The following is a 17,429-nucleotide window of genomic DNA, read 5'->3' as shown; positions in this document are numbered from 1 at the left end:
TAAATTATTTTATTTTTAATAGTTCCTCAATTATATCTGATTTAAATTTACTAAATGGTCGCTTACTATATTTTTTTTCATCAACACTGATACCAAAAATCATTTCATAGCATTCGCTTCTAGTCAATCCGTTCTTTTCAAAAAAGCTAAGTACTTGATCTAAATAGTTTTCATTGTACTTAATTCTTAAGTTATACAAATCTCTTAATTCGAAATCTCTATGAGCGGAATAGATATCATGTAATCTATTAACTTCTATAGTTTTAAAATCTTTAATTGAGCTTTTTATAAATTCAATTTCAAATTCATTTTTAGTTTTCGAAAAGCTAAAGTTAAATTTAAAAATTTCTTCCTCTTTAAAATATGGATGATATATCTTATTATAATTAGTAAACCACCATTTCTTACTCTTTCCACTACCCTTTAAATGATTGCATCTAGCACAAACAGGTATTAAATTATAAAAATTCACACCTAGGATTGGAAAATGTGTTTTGGGTAAAAAATGATCTAATTGAGCCCTACTATGCGATTTTGTTACTTCTAATGTATAGTTAATATTACACGATAAGCATGTATTTATATTTAAAAGATTTAAAAACTTGCGTCCACATTTTTTCTGAAAAAAATCTGTGTAGGTTGATTCAATTATGAATTTTTTTAATTCATTTTCATTTCTACTAATTAATAGAATGTTACTTTGATAAAATTCTTTTAATTTAGAAAAATCATTAGTAAAAATATTTTCTAAATTTTCTTTTAAAAATTCTCTAATTGGCTCATTTAGGTATTCATAATACTTTCTTTCTTTATAAGCACCATGTTCATTAATTTCCTTACAGCATTCACAATTCAATAAGTCACATTCATACTCAACTTTTTTTAAATCGCTTTTCTTGTATAATTTATGTATAAACCAACAATTTAATACTTTTTGGTGATAATTTTTCGCATGTTCAAAGTGTTCAATAAATATCATATCAACTTCTTAATTCTATTAAACATTTCTCCCATTTTAGTTCTTATTAATGGTTCTCCAATTAATTGAATAACTTCTTCAATTTCTTTCGTCTTATACTTCCTCAGCTTTAAAAGTTGTTTTTTATAGTACTCTAATAACTTTTTAAAATTTTCTTGTACTTCGTCTTCAGAATTTTTTAATTCCTGATTTAGATTTGAAATCTTATTTTGCAAATACATAAAATTAACTAACTCATTAATTTTAAAATTAGCAAATTCACCTATAGCTCCATTTTTTAAGAAAAACTCATCCGCTAATAAATCGTGTATATTTGCTCCAAATGAATTTATTTGTTCTCTATCTACAGGTAACCCATCTTGTAATTTTAAAACATTTTGTGAAGGTATATCTGACAAGATAAAAGGTGAATGTGTTGAGAATATTACATTAAAACTAAATTCATTAAAAAATGATAGGGTTCGAAGTAATTCTCTTACATAATTCTTTTGATAATTAGGATGAAAGTATAGCTCTATTTCATCCATAATTATATTAATATTTTTGTATTCTAGTTTATTATACGGTGTGCCATGATTCGATTCTAAATTAAACAAATGATAAGAAATCGTTAATAGTGAATTTATCATTTGTTGTTCACCTGAGCTTAGATAACTAAATGGATAGGTAGATTTTTGCCCGTCTTTTTTAACTAAAATATCCAATTCAAAAAATGCGAGAGGGACATTATCAATTTTAAAACTCTCATCATTTCCATCGGACTTTTTAAAGTAATTGTCATTCACTTTAAAATCGTAGAAACCAGTTTTAGGATTTAATTCACCTACGTTTTCAACAAACAAGTTTTTAAGTGTGTCATTCTCAAAATAACTTATTGCTTGCTTTACTTTAAATCCTATGTGCGTCTTATTTTCTTTTAACCGTTTGATGTATAAGATAAAATCTAGCTTTTTTTCATTATTTAGCATACTTACTATTGAATTTAGTAAGCTTTCACAATTTAATTTTCCTTGGTTATCTTTATTTTCATTAATTATTCTTTGAATAAAATCTATTCGAGAATTAAGATTAGCATCTTTTTTTTTTGGAATTAAAAGCTCCTCAAATGAAGTAAATGCTTTATCAACAATTAAAAATAATTCCTCAGAATTATCTTCATCGTTATTTTTAGAACATAATTTATTTAATTCATCAATATTCTTTTCTTTTAAAGAAAATATTTCATCTTGATTTACTTCTGAAAAAATATAATTGAATCTTTCATACTCTTCATAAACTTTGGTGATTTTTTCTAATTTTTTAAATATATATAAAAGATTTAGATACTCTATTTCTTCTCTATTTAGGTTGGGATTTGATTTGTCAAGTATGAAGTTTTCAGTATTTTCAACTTTAGTGTTCCAATAATTAATGAGTATATCACTTTTACTAATATCATTAATTAATGATTCTAAAAAGCCTCTTACACCTTCATCACTAAATAATAAAGAAAGTATTTTTTTTAATCTATTGACAATTATATAATTATATTCTCTAACTAAAATATTTTTCTTAGTTTCAGTGATTATTTCTTTACTTGATAATTCCACTTGTACATTATCTCCTATAGTTGAAATAAAATCTTCATTAATGTAGTATTTATAAAATTGATGTTTTAAAATATTAATTGAATAACTAACTTTATCTAAGGATATATTTACAAGTAAATCTTTATTCTTAATGACGTAATGATTAATAATTAATCGCTGATGTAATAATGTGTATTCTCTATTAATATCAATATTACCATAAGTCCTAAATGGATTTATAACAATAGGCGTTTGATATCCATCGTTTTTATGAATTATGTGTTTTACCCAACCAAATCCATCTAGTTTACTATTTAAGCCATACAAACCATAATTAGAAACAATATTGTAAAATGGTAAAAAACTTTTAAGTATACTATTTTTATATTTAAATGTATTTTGAAAAAATACAACATCACTAAGTTCTTTAGTTTCTTCAATTTCAAAATATTGTCCTTTTAAAATGAATTCGGAAACATTTAGATTTTGATTAGAACTATAAATGATTTTTATTATTTTTCCATTATAAAAACAGTAAAACTCTATGTTGAAAATCTTTTGGTGAACTTTAGGATTATCTTCATCTTCTATAATTATTTCTTCATATACCGAATAATCAAAAAGGAAATAGTAAATTAACTCTAATAAGCTACTCTTTCCACTACCATTCTCTCCAACAACCGCGGATACATTAATATTATTTGAATAAAAATTGTCTGGTACTTGTTTTATATACTTAATTTTACTAACAACTTGATTTTCATAACCAATAAAATATTCTATGTTATCACTTTTCCTAGACTTTATGTAATCTTGAGAATTAACATTCTTATCAATACAATTAATAAACTCATATTCATTATAAAAGCGGTAAATACAGTTTGTTTTTAATCCCTTTAATAAGTTTGGATCACATCCTTCTAAAGGACGTATAGCTAATAGTTTAAAATTCATATTTTTTAGTAGTGTAAATTAGTATATATTTGCTTAACTCTTGCAGATAGCACTTTCAGTTAATTAGGTTATTAACCTAAAGTTTAAAAGCTATGAAATGCATTAGTTGTTCAGGTGTAAAACCTGTATTTGTGAAATCATATACAAGAATCCGTTATGGAAAACTTGAAAATGTAACACACCATTGTCGAAGTTTTCCTTATCAAGGTCAATATCGACTATTTTATCAGAAGTGAGTTTTTATAACTCACTTCTTTTTTCTAAAATAAACTCTCTCATCATATTTACAGACTCTGTTAATTGATCAAATGTAAATCTTAAATTTAATGGATTTTCTGGATGGTGAATTTGATGTCTAATATATTCAGTTAAGCAAATCTGTATACTTCGCGGCGTACCAGTAGAAAACTGCTTAATATAATCCATCAATTCTTTACTAGTCTTGAATTCATTCCAGTATTCTTCAGCAATTAAATATCCGTGAAGTTCATTATGATATTCATCTGTAAGGTCATTAAAGGCTATAAAATTAATCTCATTTAGGGACGGATAAGGTAGTTGATTTGGCAGAACCTCTGAAATAGTTTTATTTGATTGATTATCTACTTTAATTAATCTTAGATTTTCAAAAGCCAAACCTTTTACGATGATTGAACTATGAGTAGTTAATAAAACTTGTGTATTATCTGCTTGAGATAGTTCCTTAAAAGCATTTATTAGCAATCTTTGGTGGTCTGTGTGTTGTGATGTTTCTGGTTCTTCAATAGCATAGATTATTGATTGCGAGTTTCCAGAACGAATTCTTCTTTCAGCTTCAGCTCTAAAGAAACTCAATAAAATTAATCGTTTTACCCCACTTCCTCTTTTGTTTATTGGTATATTTTCATCGCCACAAATTGAGACATTCTTGAAAACATCAACCCATTTCAAGGCGCTAGCTGTTGGTATAATAGGATTTAAAGAATTTGCAATTTCAGGATTCATTTCTCTTAATTTTTCTAATGTAGCGTCTGATACTTCATTTAGATGAGCTGAGACTCTTCCCGCTATATCTTCAAACATTGCAATAACCGCTTGATCAGCTAAAATTTGTGTTACAGCTTTTCTTAAAGGGTCCTGAACTTCACTATCATTATCACTGTTTTTTCTATCTGATTGGAAAAGAGAGTATTGCGGAAGATATGTTTGTATTTTATCCCAAATATTCTTCGCGTCTTCTTTAGACGTATCTATTTCAACTTCTTGTAAATCTAAATCAGACTCAAAATAATCCCATATAGCTTTACGCATTGTTGCATTAATTGCTTGATTATCACAAGTAATTTGATTTGACTCAATAATTCTTCGGTAATCAGTATTCCTTTTTGTTAATAGATCTTTACAATGAGGATTTGTTGGATGATTAGCTCTAATAAAAACTTTAGCTGTTCCTGCATTAGAATATTTTTTTATAACTTCCAATTGACCATTAGCATTTAGTAAGTATTCGTCTTCAAATGTTGTTGGATTAGTTGAGTCAATTGTTATTGATTCTGGTAAACTTGTAAAAACAGCTGAAATTTGAACCATATTATCTCCTTGTGAAAGAGCTGATTTATTGATGTCATCTTTATCTAATTTCACCACATAGTTTCCTTTGCCATCATTAAAAAATATATCTAGAGCTTCTAATACTGTAGATTTTCCAATATCATTTTTTCCTACAAAAGCAGTTAAATCATCAAATACAATTTCTGTTTCTTCTTTATAACTTCGAAAGTTCTTTAACTTTATAGAGTGTAATTTCATGTATTCTTTATACTAAGGTTAGTAAGTAAATATATCAAATCAAAACATAAGAAACTAAAGGAAAATAGCGAGCCTTCTATAATTATTAGTGTAAACAAAAAACAGCCTTCAATTCGAAGGCTATTATTCGTTAAAACACACTGCTTTTAATATTATAAATCTACATTTAAATCTTCATGAAAGCTTTGTTTTACAATATTAGCTATTGTTGCATTGTATAGAGGTAAACCGACTAAACGATATTCTTTGTTTTCTACTTTTAATACATCTTTTTTACCATATTTATTAGTAATTTCTTTTAAAAACTGTTCCTTCCAAGCTTCCTTACTATTATCAAATTTACCTGTAGCATCTTTAAATTGAGAACCTTTAGGTTCGATAAATACTTGATAATATCTATCTGCTTCTTTCTCTTTTAAAAACAATAGAAAATCTGGTTCAAAACCTTTTCCATCCTTGAAGTCGTATATTTTATATACTTGTTCATTTCTTAATAAATATACATTTTCGTATTTTTCTTTGAAATTCTCTATCGTATTGATAATGAAATCTACAAGAGATTGTTCTTCGGATGTACCGTGAAAATGATTTAATGCATACCAATCCTTAGTTACAAGCTTATTTTCATAATCTGTATTTTTTGGATCTTCTAAAACAGCTACTGGTTTAGGAGTTTCAAAGTAATATTTAAAAGGTTTTGCTTTAAAATCACTACCAATATGTGGGTGAATTTCTTTTTTCCATTCTGCTATAAATTGCTCGAAGAATCGTACAAAAGCTTTCACTAAATGTTTTGGTTCTACATCACTCAAACTTTCGTATTGTTTAGGCAAGTATAACGTTATGTATAATTTACCTATAAAACCATCTGACCACAAATCATCTATTGACGAAATTTGTAACTCTTGTTGTAGTTTATCAAATCTAAATAATGAATTCTCTTTTTTAGCTACTTCATTATACGCTTTTAAAAATATATGCTTCTGATTGCTTACTAAAATATCTGCTAATTTTTTCTTTATCTGTTTTTTATCTTCATTGCCTTGACTATGTCGAACTTCATCTTTTTTCCCATCTTCTAAAATTACCTTTTCGGCTTTATAGTCATAAGATGGAATAGTATATTCAAACTTGAAAGCTTGAACTATATCTTCTAATGTAGTTTTACGACGATTAGGATTTTCTAATTTATCGTTAGCAAATATTTTTAGTTGATGATAGAATGAGTCTTTGTCATTTTTAATATGTTCTTTAATATCAAAATGTTTAATCACTTTCTTATCATCTGAAAACAACTTTTGATTTTTTAGCTCTAACTTTAGCTCATCAATGTATCTTTCGTCTTTATCAGAATGAAAATAAAATTCTTCCAATACACGTAAAGGATGATCTAATTGCTTATCGAATTTACGTTTATTCGGTTCGTCATCTCCAAATTTAAAAGGATTATAACGTACACCACGACCTATCAACTGAACTTCAGAAACTGTAATAGTACCCGCTTTACGTTTGCCTGTTTTGGTATCTTTACTCGCATCACGACCTTCATACATACGTACAATATCATATAGATTCAATACATCCCAACCTTGCGTTAAACGTTTACACGTAAAAATAGCTGTTATGGGATTGTTTTTATCTTCTAAGCTATTTAGTAATCTATCTTGATTATACGTTGTTTTTTCTTCTCCTTTACGACCTGTAGCATTCTTCTCTTTTGAATGGGTAACAATACAATTATTCTCCTTAAAAGTAGATTTGATATACGAGATAATGGGTTGATAATCTCCATTAAATTTATCATTTACAATTCGTACAATATCAACGATTCTACTTTGCCCAATTTCATATAATTTTTGAGCTTGTTCTACATTGATAGCTTTTAAGAAATTAAAATCAGCTTCTTTTAAATTGTCTACAATATCCCTGAAATAAGTATAATCCTCTTGTACATTTCCTTCTAACTTTTCATCTGAATACTTACTTCTGAATAGAATAACAGGTTTAAAATTTTTAACATCATATTGTCTTGCAATATGATCACGATACCAATTGAATAACAATGCTTGTAGAATACGTTGTTTTTTATCGAAATTAGATGATACTAAATTGATTTCTTTGGTATAACCAGCTTTTAGGAATTCGGGTAAATCGAACTTAATAATGATTTTATCTTTGTACTTATCTGCTACGTTGGTATCTTTTGGAATTGTTGCAGTAAATTCTAACAATACATTATTATTGACATAAGTTTTGATACCTTCTTTCTGTAATAATTTCCCAGTTACTGTATTTTCCCAACTACGCTCTACATCTTCTGCTTTTGCACCATCTTTTAATTCCTTAAATTCTACCAAATCTAATTGCTTTTTCTTTTTGGTATCAGCATTAAAGCTATGCGCTTCGTCTGCTAAAAGAATTAAATCACGTTTTTGTAGATCATCTAAAAACATATCGTTTTCTTTCACTACATACATCGCATTATGTAATTTGTGTATGGATGTAAAAATAATTTCGATATGATCTATAGCTGGATTATCTAATGTAGTACCATCAATATAAGGCGAAAAATTATCTACTTTACGCACCTCAACCGTTTTATCATCAATTACGATAGGGTTTGTATATAAGTATTTGTGATGATTAGCGTCTGTTAAGTTATCTTCTGTTTTACCTACAATATTATTTTGGTCTACAAAGAATATAAAATTACGATAGCCTTGTTTGTAATAGTATAATATGGTAGAAGCTAGTACAAGCGTTTTACCTGTACCTGTAGCCATATTGAACATATAATGCGATGCTGTACCAGGATTTTCTACTTGCTTAATTGCTTCTGCTAACAGAAAATTTTGCATAGCATCTTCTTGCCATTTAAACAACGGAAAGCGTAAATTATCGGTAATATAATTAGGAATAAGCTGTTTTGTTATCCCTAAATCGTGGGCTTTATCTCTTAGTGTTTCAAAAAGATATTTATCTTGAAATAAAGTCATTAGTTGTTCTTTTTAGTTTGAATGGATTTTACCATTTTGTCAAAATCAGATTCAATCTTTTGTGTTTTATTAAATACGTCGTACTCTGCAAAGGCTTTGTTTTCGGCTTGTTTTTGACTGCGTGTGCCTTTACCGTCTAATATTCTGTACTCGTTAAACTCTAAAAACTTATTGACACTTTCTGCCAATGCTTCCATCGTGAACGTAGTACGACGCTCTACCAATCCTTCTATATAATCGAAGTAAGAAGAAACCGTACGTTCTAATTGTTTTATTTCATCTTCGTTGAGATAGTTTTTCGCTACATTGGTATCCGACTTAATAATGCGACCATCAGGACTATTTTTCCACGTTTTTAAGCCCATATTGGGTTTTGTACTGTCAGCATTGAGATATATAATTTCAGCTGCTGTATGCCCCGTAATAGCGTAATGAAATTTGTTTTGTACCATAGCATAAAAATTCTTTGTAATCTCTGAATTCTTATCATAATCGATACTACATTCTTGAAATATATCGGTTATTTGTTGGTATATGCGACGCTCGTTGGCACGTATGGAACGAATACGCTCCAATAACTCTTTGAAATAGTCTTTACCAAAAAGTTTTTTACCTTCTTTTAATCTATCATCATCCAACACAAAACCTTTGATGATAAACTCCTTTAAGGTATTGGTAGCCCATATACGGAATTGAGTTGCTTTGGTAGAATTGACACGATACCCTACCGAAATAATGGCATCAAGATTATAAAATTTAGTTTTATAATTTTTACCATCGGCAGCAGTTGTCAAAAATTCCTTTACAACTGAATTTTCATCTAACTCACTATCTTTAAAAATATTAGAAAGATGGTAGCTAATATTTTGCTTTGATGTATCAAATAATTCTGCAATACGTTGTTGCGTTAACCACACCGTATCATTCATTACAAAAATTTCTACCTTTACCTTGCCCGATGGGTCGGTATACAATATAAATTCAGATAATTCATCTGAAGGTAACATAGGTATATGATCGCTCATAGGGTATTAGTTTTTGATTTGATAAAAATCTTTGGTTAAACGAATGGCATCTTCTGATAGCTTGTAGCGTGCATCTTCTACTTCTGAAAGATTGACGTATAACTGATTGTTATCTAACATACGTTTGAATAACTCTTTTTGACGAGCTAAACTTAGATTTACAAACGCTTCCTCTTTGACTACGTTTTCTTTAAAATCTTTGATACGCACGTTATAATCTAAGAAATAGCGAGTGTTTAATTCCTCAAAAAGCTGTACCAATTCATCTAAACTATTGCAAGCCTCTATACGCTCTTTCGCTGTTTCATTATTCTTTCCTAATTCAGCATAAATGAATGAACCTCCACCTTGCCAATTTACGGAATCTGAAACACCAGATTGTTCGCCTTTAATTACTTTTTGAAGTCGTGGAATTATTAACGTATCTACATAATCCATTTGTTCTATACCAATATATTGATAACCTAATTTATGACAGGTCGCGGCAGTTGTACCACTACCTAAATGATAATCTAAAACAATATCATTATCATATAATTTATTAGATACGATATTAATTAGATATTCAATTAATGACTCACTTTTAGGATATTTAAAAACTTCCTTGCCAAACATTTCGGTTAATTCACTACCAGCTTTTTCAGACGTTTGAACTCCCATACTACTATCTATTAAGTCAAAAGGAGCTTCTATATTATATTCAACTTTCTTGTAACTTAATACTAAGGATTTTTTTGAGCAGAATATACTTGTTTTTTTTCTCAATTCGTCGTTCAAATATTGTTGCGTCCAAGTAAATCTATTTGAAAATCTTACTTTAGTGATATTAGTATTGTTCTCAATTACCAAATCATCCAATAATTCCATAGGATACTTATCTGTTCCATAGTCAACACCTTTTTTATATGTAGCATTCTTATCTGAACATATTAATTGACCTGGTTCAAATTCTAAAAATTTGATAGAATTTTTAGGCTTAGTTAATGGATCGTTACTTTTGCTACTTTTAGAAAGACCCTTATATTTAACGTTATCCTTTATTTTTTCATAACAAATAATATATTCAGAAGCTTTTTTGCTTTTGTGAGGTAGATTAGAAGGAGTATCAGTTTTCTTCCAATTAAATATTTCTATAAAATTCGATATATCAAAAATTTTATCAAGTAAAACTTTTAAATAACATAAACCATCTTCATTTATAGAAATAAATATAACACCGTCATTCGTTAATAAATCACGCGCAATCTCTAATCTTGATTTCATAAATGTTAACCAAGATGACAGATGGAAGTTTGAATTATATGTAAATGTATCTTCAGGTTTTTTATCTCTAAAGAAGTAAGGCGGATCAATATAGATTAGCTTTACTTTCCCTTTAAATTCTTTTTCTAATGAGTGTAAAGCCAATAAGTTGTTGCCTTTGATGATTAGATTATCGGTAATGGTATCTTCTGGTAAACCACGTTGCCTATTCAATTCTGCATCTCTTGTAAATGAGGTAGGAATCGTTTCGCCATTCACATCATAGCGTACTACTTTCTGAAATGCTTTAGGTTCTAATAAACGGTCTATTTCATCTTTAGCAATAATGTTATTATAGAAAATCTCCTTACGCTTTGCTGTTTTTCAACATAGTCGTTAGTATCTTCACTGTATTCGAAATACACATCGTTTCCTTCTTCTGTACTTTGTCCACCTTCTAAAATGCAATCTTTATACGGAAAATCTAATACATAATCTGTACTATCCGCTAGAAACTTACCCCCAGAAGCCAATCCTATACGATTGGCATATTGGGTATAAGAACCATCTAATACTTTGCTATCTAAGTAAAAAATAAAATCGTTTTGCTTGAATACGTAAACGTCTTTTACTTTAATAAAAAACTTTTCTCTAACCTTTTCATCAGCGATTAAAAGTTCTATTAACTGACTGTCTAGGTTGTTTACTAAATCTCTTAGTACATTAATTTGTATATCGTTTTCTTCATCTACTAAGCGATTATCTGTTTTAAGTAATTGAGATATATGTTGGTTGAAATTGAATTCTTGCATTTATTTACTAGAGTTTAATAATTCTTTAATATCTATATTTAAAAGTGTTGCTATTTGTAAAAAAGTTTCCATAGAAGGTTGTACCTCATTGGTACACCATCTCGAAATAGTTACATCACTTTTCCCTAATTGTTCAGCTAACCACCTGTTGGTTTTGTTTTTTTCAGCAAGAACAACTTTTAATCGATTGATTTTCATTGTATGTTATTTGATTAACATTTGGTGTTAAATATAAGGGGATTTAGGGAGATGACAAATAAAGTTGCTCGCTATTTTAAAGATGTATTTTCTTTAATCTCCCAAGTTAACTTAGCCTCCAAAGCATTCAATACTTTTAACAATGTTGTAATCTTTACATTAGATGTATTATTTTCTATTTTAGAAATCTGAGCTTTTTGCACTCCAACAAGCTCACCCAATTGCGTTTGAGTAAGTCCTTTCTCTTTTCGGATAGCTTTAATTTTTGAAACAATTAATTCAAATTGAATCTTGGATTCGAATAAATCACGCTTTTGCGTACCTATAGAACCTATTTGTTCTTCAATAATTTGATCTAATGGATAGTTTCTTTATTCTCTTTTCTTTCACTAGGATTTTTAGGTTCACTGTGTAAGAATAGTTTTAAGTTTTCATAATCTCTAACGGTTTTGCGTTTGCCGTCCGGTTGGAGTATGGTACCTTTATAGTATTCGATAGATAGGTTTATCTTACCACTGGGTAATAGACGTTCTCTTAGTGTGATTTTCATTATGTGATGATATTTGCTACATATTCAAAATATGTGATGATTTTGTGGCAACGAATATACTAAGAAAAGAACATAAAAGAAAAGACTATCAGTGCTAATTTACTGACAGTCAGCTAAAAGGAAGTATATCTTAACAACGGAAACGTAACTTATTTACCGATACAAAAATTGGCAAATATATTCCCGAGCAGCTCATCATTGGTCACTTGTCCCGTGATTTCGCCAAAGTAATAAAGGGCTTGACGAATGTCAATGGCCATCAAATCAGCGGGGAGGTTGGTTTCCAATCCCCATTTGACTTTTTGTATCTCTTCTAAGGCTTTGAGCAAGGCGTCGTAATGACGGCTGTTGGTGACTATGGTTTCGTTGTTGCGCAGCGCACCGGTATTGACAAAGGACAATAGGCGTTCTTTTAATTCATCGATACCCAGCTTCTGTTTGGCGGCAATCAATACTATACCGGGAATTTCCGATTGTAAGGTCTGTTGTGTTGCAGTATTGATCATATCGGATTTATTTCCAATGACCAACAGCGGTTTTTGAGGATATTGCTCCTCGATGCGGCGCAGTTCTTTTTTGATTTCAGCGATGCCGATAGCGGTTAATTTGGTATTATCGACCAAATACACCACCACCTGGGCCTGCTCCATCTTTTCAAAGGTCTTTTTTATACCGATAGACTCGACTACGTCTTCGGTTTGGCGGATTCCTGCGGTGTCTATAAAGCGAAATCCAATACCGTCAATGACCAGCTCGTCTTCGATGGTGTCGCGGGTGGTACCCGCTATATCCGAAACGATGGCGCGCTCTTCGTTGAGCAAGGCATTGAGCAAGGTCGACTTACCGACGTTGGGTTCTCCGACTATGGCTACGGGAATACCGTTTTTGATCACATTACCTACGGCAAAGGAATCGATTAGGCGTTTGAGCACCAAATCAATGCGCTGCACCAATTCGTTAAACTGAGTACGGTCGGCAAATTCCACATCTTCCTCGGAAAAATCGAGTTCCAATTCAATCAAAGAAGCGAAGTTCAACAACTCCTCCCTCAATTTAGCGATTTCACTGGAGAATCCCCCCCGCATTTGTTGCATGGCTATTTGGTGACTCGCCTCGTTGTCCGACGCGATTAAATCCGCCACAGCTTCGGCCTGAGACAGGTCCAACTTACCGTTGAGGAAAGCGCGTAGGGTAAACTCCCCGGGCTGTGCCATTTTAGCCCCTTTGCGCAAGACGAGTTGAATGATTTGCTGCTGTATAAACGTAGAGCCGTGACAGGAGATTTCAACGGTATTTTCGCCTGTATAAGAGTTTGGCCCCTTAAAAACCGACACCAATACCTGATCGTATACCTTATCGGCATCGATGAGATGTCCCAAGTGTAGGGTGTGGGTTTTCTGGCGGTTTAAATCCTTACCGCTGACCGATTGAAAAATCTCGGCCACCAGTGAAATCGCCTCTCGACCCGAAACGCGGATAACGGCAATTGCCCCTGCTCCAGAGGGTGTAGCCAAGGCCACTATCGTATCTTGTAATATCATTTTGTCGTTTTGTTTTACCGCTACAAAGGTACGCTTTTATCGGCAGTGCCAAAATGCAGTTTTCAACCTATAAGCAGATTTCTTAACACATTTTGCCTTTTATATTGTACTGATTATTTGTATCTTTATGGAAACACAATACTATACAGCTATGAAAAAGATATTATTTCCCACCGATTTTTCCGATACGGCAAACAATGCTTTGGTATATGCCCTTAAAATGGCAGAAAACAGAAATGCGACACTCTATGTACTTCACGCTTATGAAATGCCGGTTATCTCGGCTACAGCCAATCCGATGATGATACAAGATGTGTATAAAACTATAGAATTAGGTCGTTTTGAGAATTTTAAGGATCAGGTTCCACCGATTAGACAAATAGCTGAAAAACACGATTTGGGTCATATCCCCATGCACTTTATCCTGGAAGAAGGTTACCTCAATTCCATTTTAAAAAAAATTATCAAGGATGAAAACATCGATATGGTCGTTATGGGTACCAGCGGTTTGTCGGGATTTGAAAAGAAAATCCTCGGATCCAATACCGCCAACGCGATATCGACCTTGACGGTTCCCGTGCTGAGCGTGCCGCATGATGCCGTCTACAAGTCCATAAACGCCATTGCTTTCACCACCGTATTCGACCATCAGGACGATGCCGCACTCACGCGACTACTGCCCATAGCAGAGCGCAATAACGCCGTAATCAAATGCCTGCATGTGAGCAACGACGGAATCACCGAAGCATCGGAAGTAGCACAGACTTGGAAACAGAAATACAGCGGCCAACCCGTTGAATTTCACTTTATCTCCAGTAAGGAAACCGAAAAATCGATTTTTGAATTTATCGATAAGGAACAAATCGACTTGATCGCCAGTGTGACCCGCAACCGAAATTTCTTCGAAAAGATATTTACGAGCAGTTTGACCAAAAAACTCACCTACCACACCAATATACCCGTATTGGTTTATCACGAACACTAGGTTTTTTTTGATAAATACGGCTTTTAAAACGCATCGCTTTGCCTTTGGCAAAGTAGTGCGTTTTTTTTTGTGCTGATTCGCCAAGAGGCCTATTCGCTTATTTGCGGATGCGCGGATGCGCCTTAGTTTGCGGAACGGAGTTAAGGATTGCAATTTTTATTCGGAATTGAACCCAAGGAGAAGCTGATTCGTTTATTTGCGGATGCGCGGATGCGCCATATTTTGTACAAAGGATTAAAGGATTGCAATTTTTATTCGGAATTGAACCCAAGCAGAAGCTGATTCGTTTATTTGCGGATGCGCGGATGCGCCTTAGTTTGTACAAAGGATTTAAGGATTGCATTTTTTATTCGGAATTGAACCCAAGCAGAAGCTGATTCGTTTATTTGCGGATGCGCGGATGCGCCATATTTTGTACAAAGGATTAAAGGATTGCAATTTTTATTCGGAATTGAAGCCAAGGAGAAGCTGATTCGTTTATTTGCCGATGCGCGGATGCGCCTTAGTTTGTACAAAGGATTTAAGGATTGCATTTTTTATTCGGAATTGAACCCAAGGAGAAGCTGATTCGATTATTTGCGGATGCGCGGATGCGCCATATTTTGTACAAAGGATTTAAGGATTGCAATTTTTATTCGGAATTGAACCCAAGCAGAAGCTGATTCGTTTATTTGCGGATGCGCGGATGCGCCTTGGTTTGCAGAAAGTATTTAATTATTGCATTTTTTATTCAGAGACTGAGTTCGATTATGCAAATATCGAATAAGGAAAAGCTGATGCGCTGATTTGCGGATGCGCGGATGCGCCTTATTTTGCGGAAAGGAGTTAAGAATTGCTTTTTTTATTCGAAATTGAACCCAAGGAGAAGCTGATTCGTTGATTTGCGGATGCGCGGATGGGCCATATTTTGTACAAAGGATTTAAGGATTGCAATTTTTATTCGGAATTGAACCCAAGCAGAAGCTGATTCGTTTATTTGCGGATGCGCGGATGGGCCATATTTTGTACAAAGGATTTAAGGATTGCAATTTTTATTCGGAATTGAACCCAGGGAAAAGCTGATTCGGTTATTTGCGGATGCGCGGATGCGCCATATTTTGTACAAAGGATTAAAGGATTGCAATTTTTATTCGGAATTGAACCCAAGCAGAAGCTGATTCGTTTATTTGCGGATGCGCGGATGCGCCTTGGTTTGCAGAAAGTATTTAATTATTGCATTTTTTATTCAGAGACTGAGTTCGATTATGCAAATATCGAATAAGGAAAAGCTGATGCGCTGATTTGCGGATGCGCGGATGCGCCTTAGTTTGCGGAAAGGAGTTAAGAATTGCTTTATTTATTCGAAATTGAACCCAAGGAGAAGCTGATTCGTTGATTTGCGGATGCGCGGATGGGCCATATTTTGTACAAAGCATTTAACAACTACATTTTTAATCCGGAAAAGAACTCCAAGAAAACGCTTATTCGCGGATTTGCCGATGCGCGGATGCGCCTTGGTTTGCAGAAAGTATTTAATTATTGCATTTTTTATTCAGAGACTGAGTTCGATTATGCAAATATCGAATAAGGAAAAGCTGATGCGCTGATTTGCGGATGCGCGGATGCGCCTTAGTTTGCGGAAAGGAGTTAAGAATTGCTTTATTTATTCGAAATTGAACCCAAGGAGAAGCTGATTCGTTGATTTGCGGATGCGCGGATGGGCCATATTTTGTACAAAGCATTTAACAACTACATTTTTAATCCGGAAAAGAACTCCAAGAAAACGCTTATTCGCGGATTTGCCGATGCGCGGATGCGCCTTAGTTTGTACAAAGCAGTTAAGAACCACATTTTTAATCCCGAAAGGAACTCCTTTGCACGACTAGCGCTCGCGCCAGCATCTTGCTGGTGCGCACAAACTAAAAGCTTATTCGTTTATTTGCCGATGCGCGGATGCGCCATATTTTGTACAAAGGATTTAAGGATTGCAATTTTTACTCGGAATTGAACCCAAGGAGAAGCTGATTCGTTTATTTGCGGATGCGCGGATGCGCCTTAGTTTGTAGAAAGTATTTAATTACTGCGTTTTTCATTCGGAAAAGAACTCCTTTACGCAACCTGGCAAATCAGCGAATAAACAAATCCGCGAATAAGCCAACAATACAATAGGTACCAGCGTGACGCTGGCACCAGCGAAGGATCGTAGAAAATATATAAGAACTACATTTTGTATATCGAAACTGAACTGACTTACGAAAATAAGAAAACAAACTAATCAGTGGAAAAGAACTCCTTTGCACGACTAGCGCTCGCGCCAGCATCTTGCTGGTGCGCACAAACTAAAAGCTTATTCGCTTATTTGCGGATGCGCAGATGCCCCTTGGTTAATAGAAAGTATTTAATTACTGCATTTTTTATTCAGAGACTGAGTTTGTTTATGCAAATATCGAATAAGGAAAAGCCTATTCGCTGATTTGCGGCTGCGCGGATGCGCCTTGGTTAGTAGAAAATATACAAGGACTGCGTTTTTAATTCGGAAAACGAACTCCTTTACGCAACCTGGCAAATCCGCGAATAAACAAATCATCGAATCTGCATAAAACAAAAAACCCCTAGTCTGTGAAGACTAGGGGTTCTCAAAAGAAAGGCGACGACATACTCTCCCACATAAATGCAGTACCATCTGCGCTAACGGGCTTAACTGCTCTGTTCGAAAAGGGAAGAGGTGAGCCCCGCTGCAATAACCACCTTAAATCGGTTGTTATCCAAGGGTTTGGAATAACGAATATCGTAACATACGAAGATATTTAAA

Annotated in this window: 12 protein-coding genes and 1 rRNA gene; 1 reads left to right on the top strand and 12 read right to left on the bottom strand. The window is 32.7% G+C overall.

Annotated elements, in window-relative coordinates; genetic code table 11:
• Positions 1–4 precede the first annotated feature (4 nt).
• The 11 genes from ACQZ43_RS10655 to mnmE form a co-directional block, all read right to left on the bottom strand.
• On the bottom strand, positions 5–979 hold the full coding sequence (locus tag ACQZ43_RS10655; RefSeq protein ID WP_430612453.1) for a hypothetical protein: 975 nt from the start codon (positions 977–979) through the stop codon (positions 5–7).
• The gene (locus ACQZ43_RS10650) at positions 976–3,501 is read right to left on the bottom strand and encodes a hypothetical protein (protein WP_430612451.1); all 2,526 of its coding nucleotides are present in this window, start codon (positions 3,499–3,501) and stop codon (positions 976–978) included. The genes ACQZ43_RS10655 and ACQZ43_RS10650 overlap by 4 nt, the downstream gene beginning before the upstream one ends.
• 240 nt (positions 3,502–3,741) lie before the next feature.
• Positions 3,742–5,289 (bottom strand): ATP-binding protein, encoded by a 1,548-nt coding sequence (locus ACQZ43_RS10645; RefSeq protein ID WP_430612449.1) that lies wholly within the window; start codon positions 5,287–5,289, stop codon positions 3,742–3,744.
• Between the two features lie 152 nt (positions 5,290–5,441).
• The gene (locus tag ACQZ43_RS10640; RefSeq protein WP_430612447.1) at positions 5,442–8,285 is read right to left on the bottom strand and encodes a DEAD/DEAH box helicase family protein; all 2,844 of its coding nucleotides are present in this window, start codon (positions 8,283–8,285) and stop codon (positions 5,442–5,444) included.
• Positions 8,285–9,310, bottom strand: a complete 1,026-nt coding sequence (locus ACQZ43_RS10635; RefSeq protein WP_430612445.1) for a virulence RhuM family protein — start codon at positions 9,308–9,310, stop codon at positions 8,285–8,287. Before ACQZ43_RS10635 ends, ACQZ43_RS10640 begins: the two co-directional genes overlap by 1 nt.
• A gap of 6 nt (positions 9,311–9,316) precedes the next feature.
• The gene (locus tag ACQZ43_RS10630; protein WP_430612443.1) at positions 9,317–10,831 is read right to left on the bottom strand and encodes a site-specific DNA-methyltransferase; all 1,515 of its coding nucleotides are present in this window, start codon (positions 10,829–10,831) and stop codon (positions 9,317–9,319) included.
• Between the two features lie 47 nt (positions 10,832–10,878).
• Positions 10,879–11,364 carry a site-specific DNA-methyltransferase gene (locus tag ACQZ43_RS10625; RefSeq protein WP_430612441.1) on the bottom strand — a complete coding sequence of 162 codons (486 nt, stop codon included), beginning with the start codon at positions 11,362–11,364 and terminating at the stop codon, positions 10,879–10,881.
• The gene (locus tag ACQZ43_RS10620; RefSeq protein ID WP_430612440.1) at positions 11,365–11,562 is read right to left on the bottom strand and encodes a helix-turn-helix transcriptional regulator; all 198 of its coding nucleotides are present in this window, start codon (positions 11,560–11,562) and stop codon (positions 11,365–11,367) included. It lies immediately after the preceding gene.
• A gap of 71 nt (positions 11,563–11,633) precedes the next feature.
• Positions 11,634–11,825 (bottom strand): helix-turn-helix domain-containing protein, encoded by a 192-nt coding sequence (locus ACQZ43_RS10615; protein ID WP_430615657.1) that lies wholly within the window; start codon positions 11,823–11,825, stop codon positions 11,634–11,636.
• A gap of 92 nt (positions 11,826–11,917) precedes the next feature.
• Complete coding sequence (locus tag ACQZ43_RS10610; protein WP_430612438.1) at positions 11,918–12,112, bottom strand: hypothetical protein; 195 nt, start codon at positions 12,110–12,112, stop codon at positions 11,918–11,920.
• 149 nt (positions 12,113–12,261) lie between these two features.
• Positions 12,262–13,653 (bottom strand): tRNA uridine-5-carboxymethylaminomethyl(34) synthesis GTPase MnmE, encoded by a 1,392-nt coding sequence (gene mnmE / locus ACQZ43_RS10605; protein WP_430612436.1) that lies wholly within the window; start codon positions 13,651–13,653, stop codon positions 12,262–12,264.
• Positions 13,654–13,804: 151 nt separating this feature from the next.
• Here mnmE and ACQZ43_RS10600 point away from each other — a divergent pair, with 151 nt between their 5' ends.
• Positions 13,805–14,638, top strand: coding sequence for a universal stress protein (locus tag ACQZ43_RS10600; protein WP_430612434.1), 834 nt, complete (start codon positions 13,805–13,807; stop codon positions 14,636–14,638).
• 2,621 nt (positions 14,639–17,259) lie between these two features.
• Here the strand turns inward: ACQZ43_RS10600 and rrf are convergent.
• Positions 17,260–17,369, bottom strand: a 5S ribosomal RNA gene (gene rrf / locus ACQZ43_RS10595).
• Positions 17,370–17,429: the final 60 nt, after the last annotated feature.

This window comes from Flavobacterium sp. JP2137 (assembly GCF_050562195.1).
Lineage (GTDB): Bacteria > Bacteroidota > Bacteroidia > Flavobacteriales > Flavobacteriaceae > Flavobacterium.
Note: the sequence above shows the minus strand (reverse complement) of the source record. Positions and strands in the feature narration are given on the sequence as shown.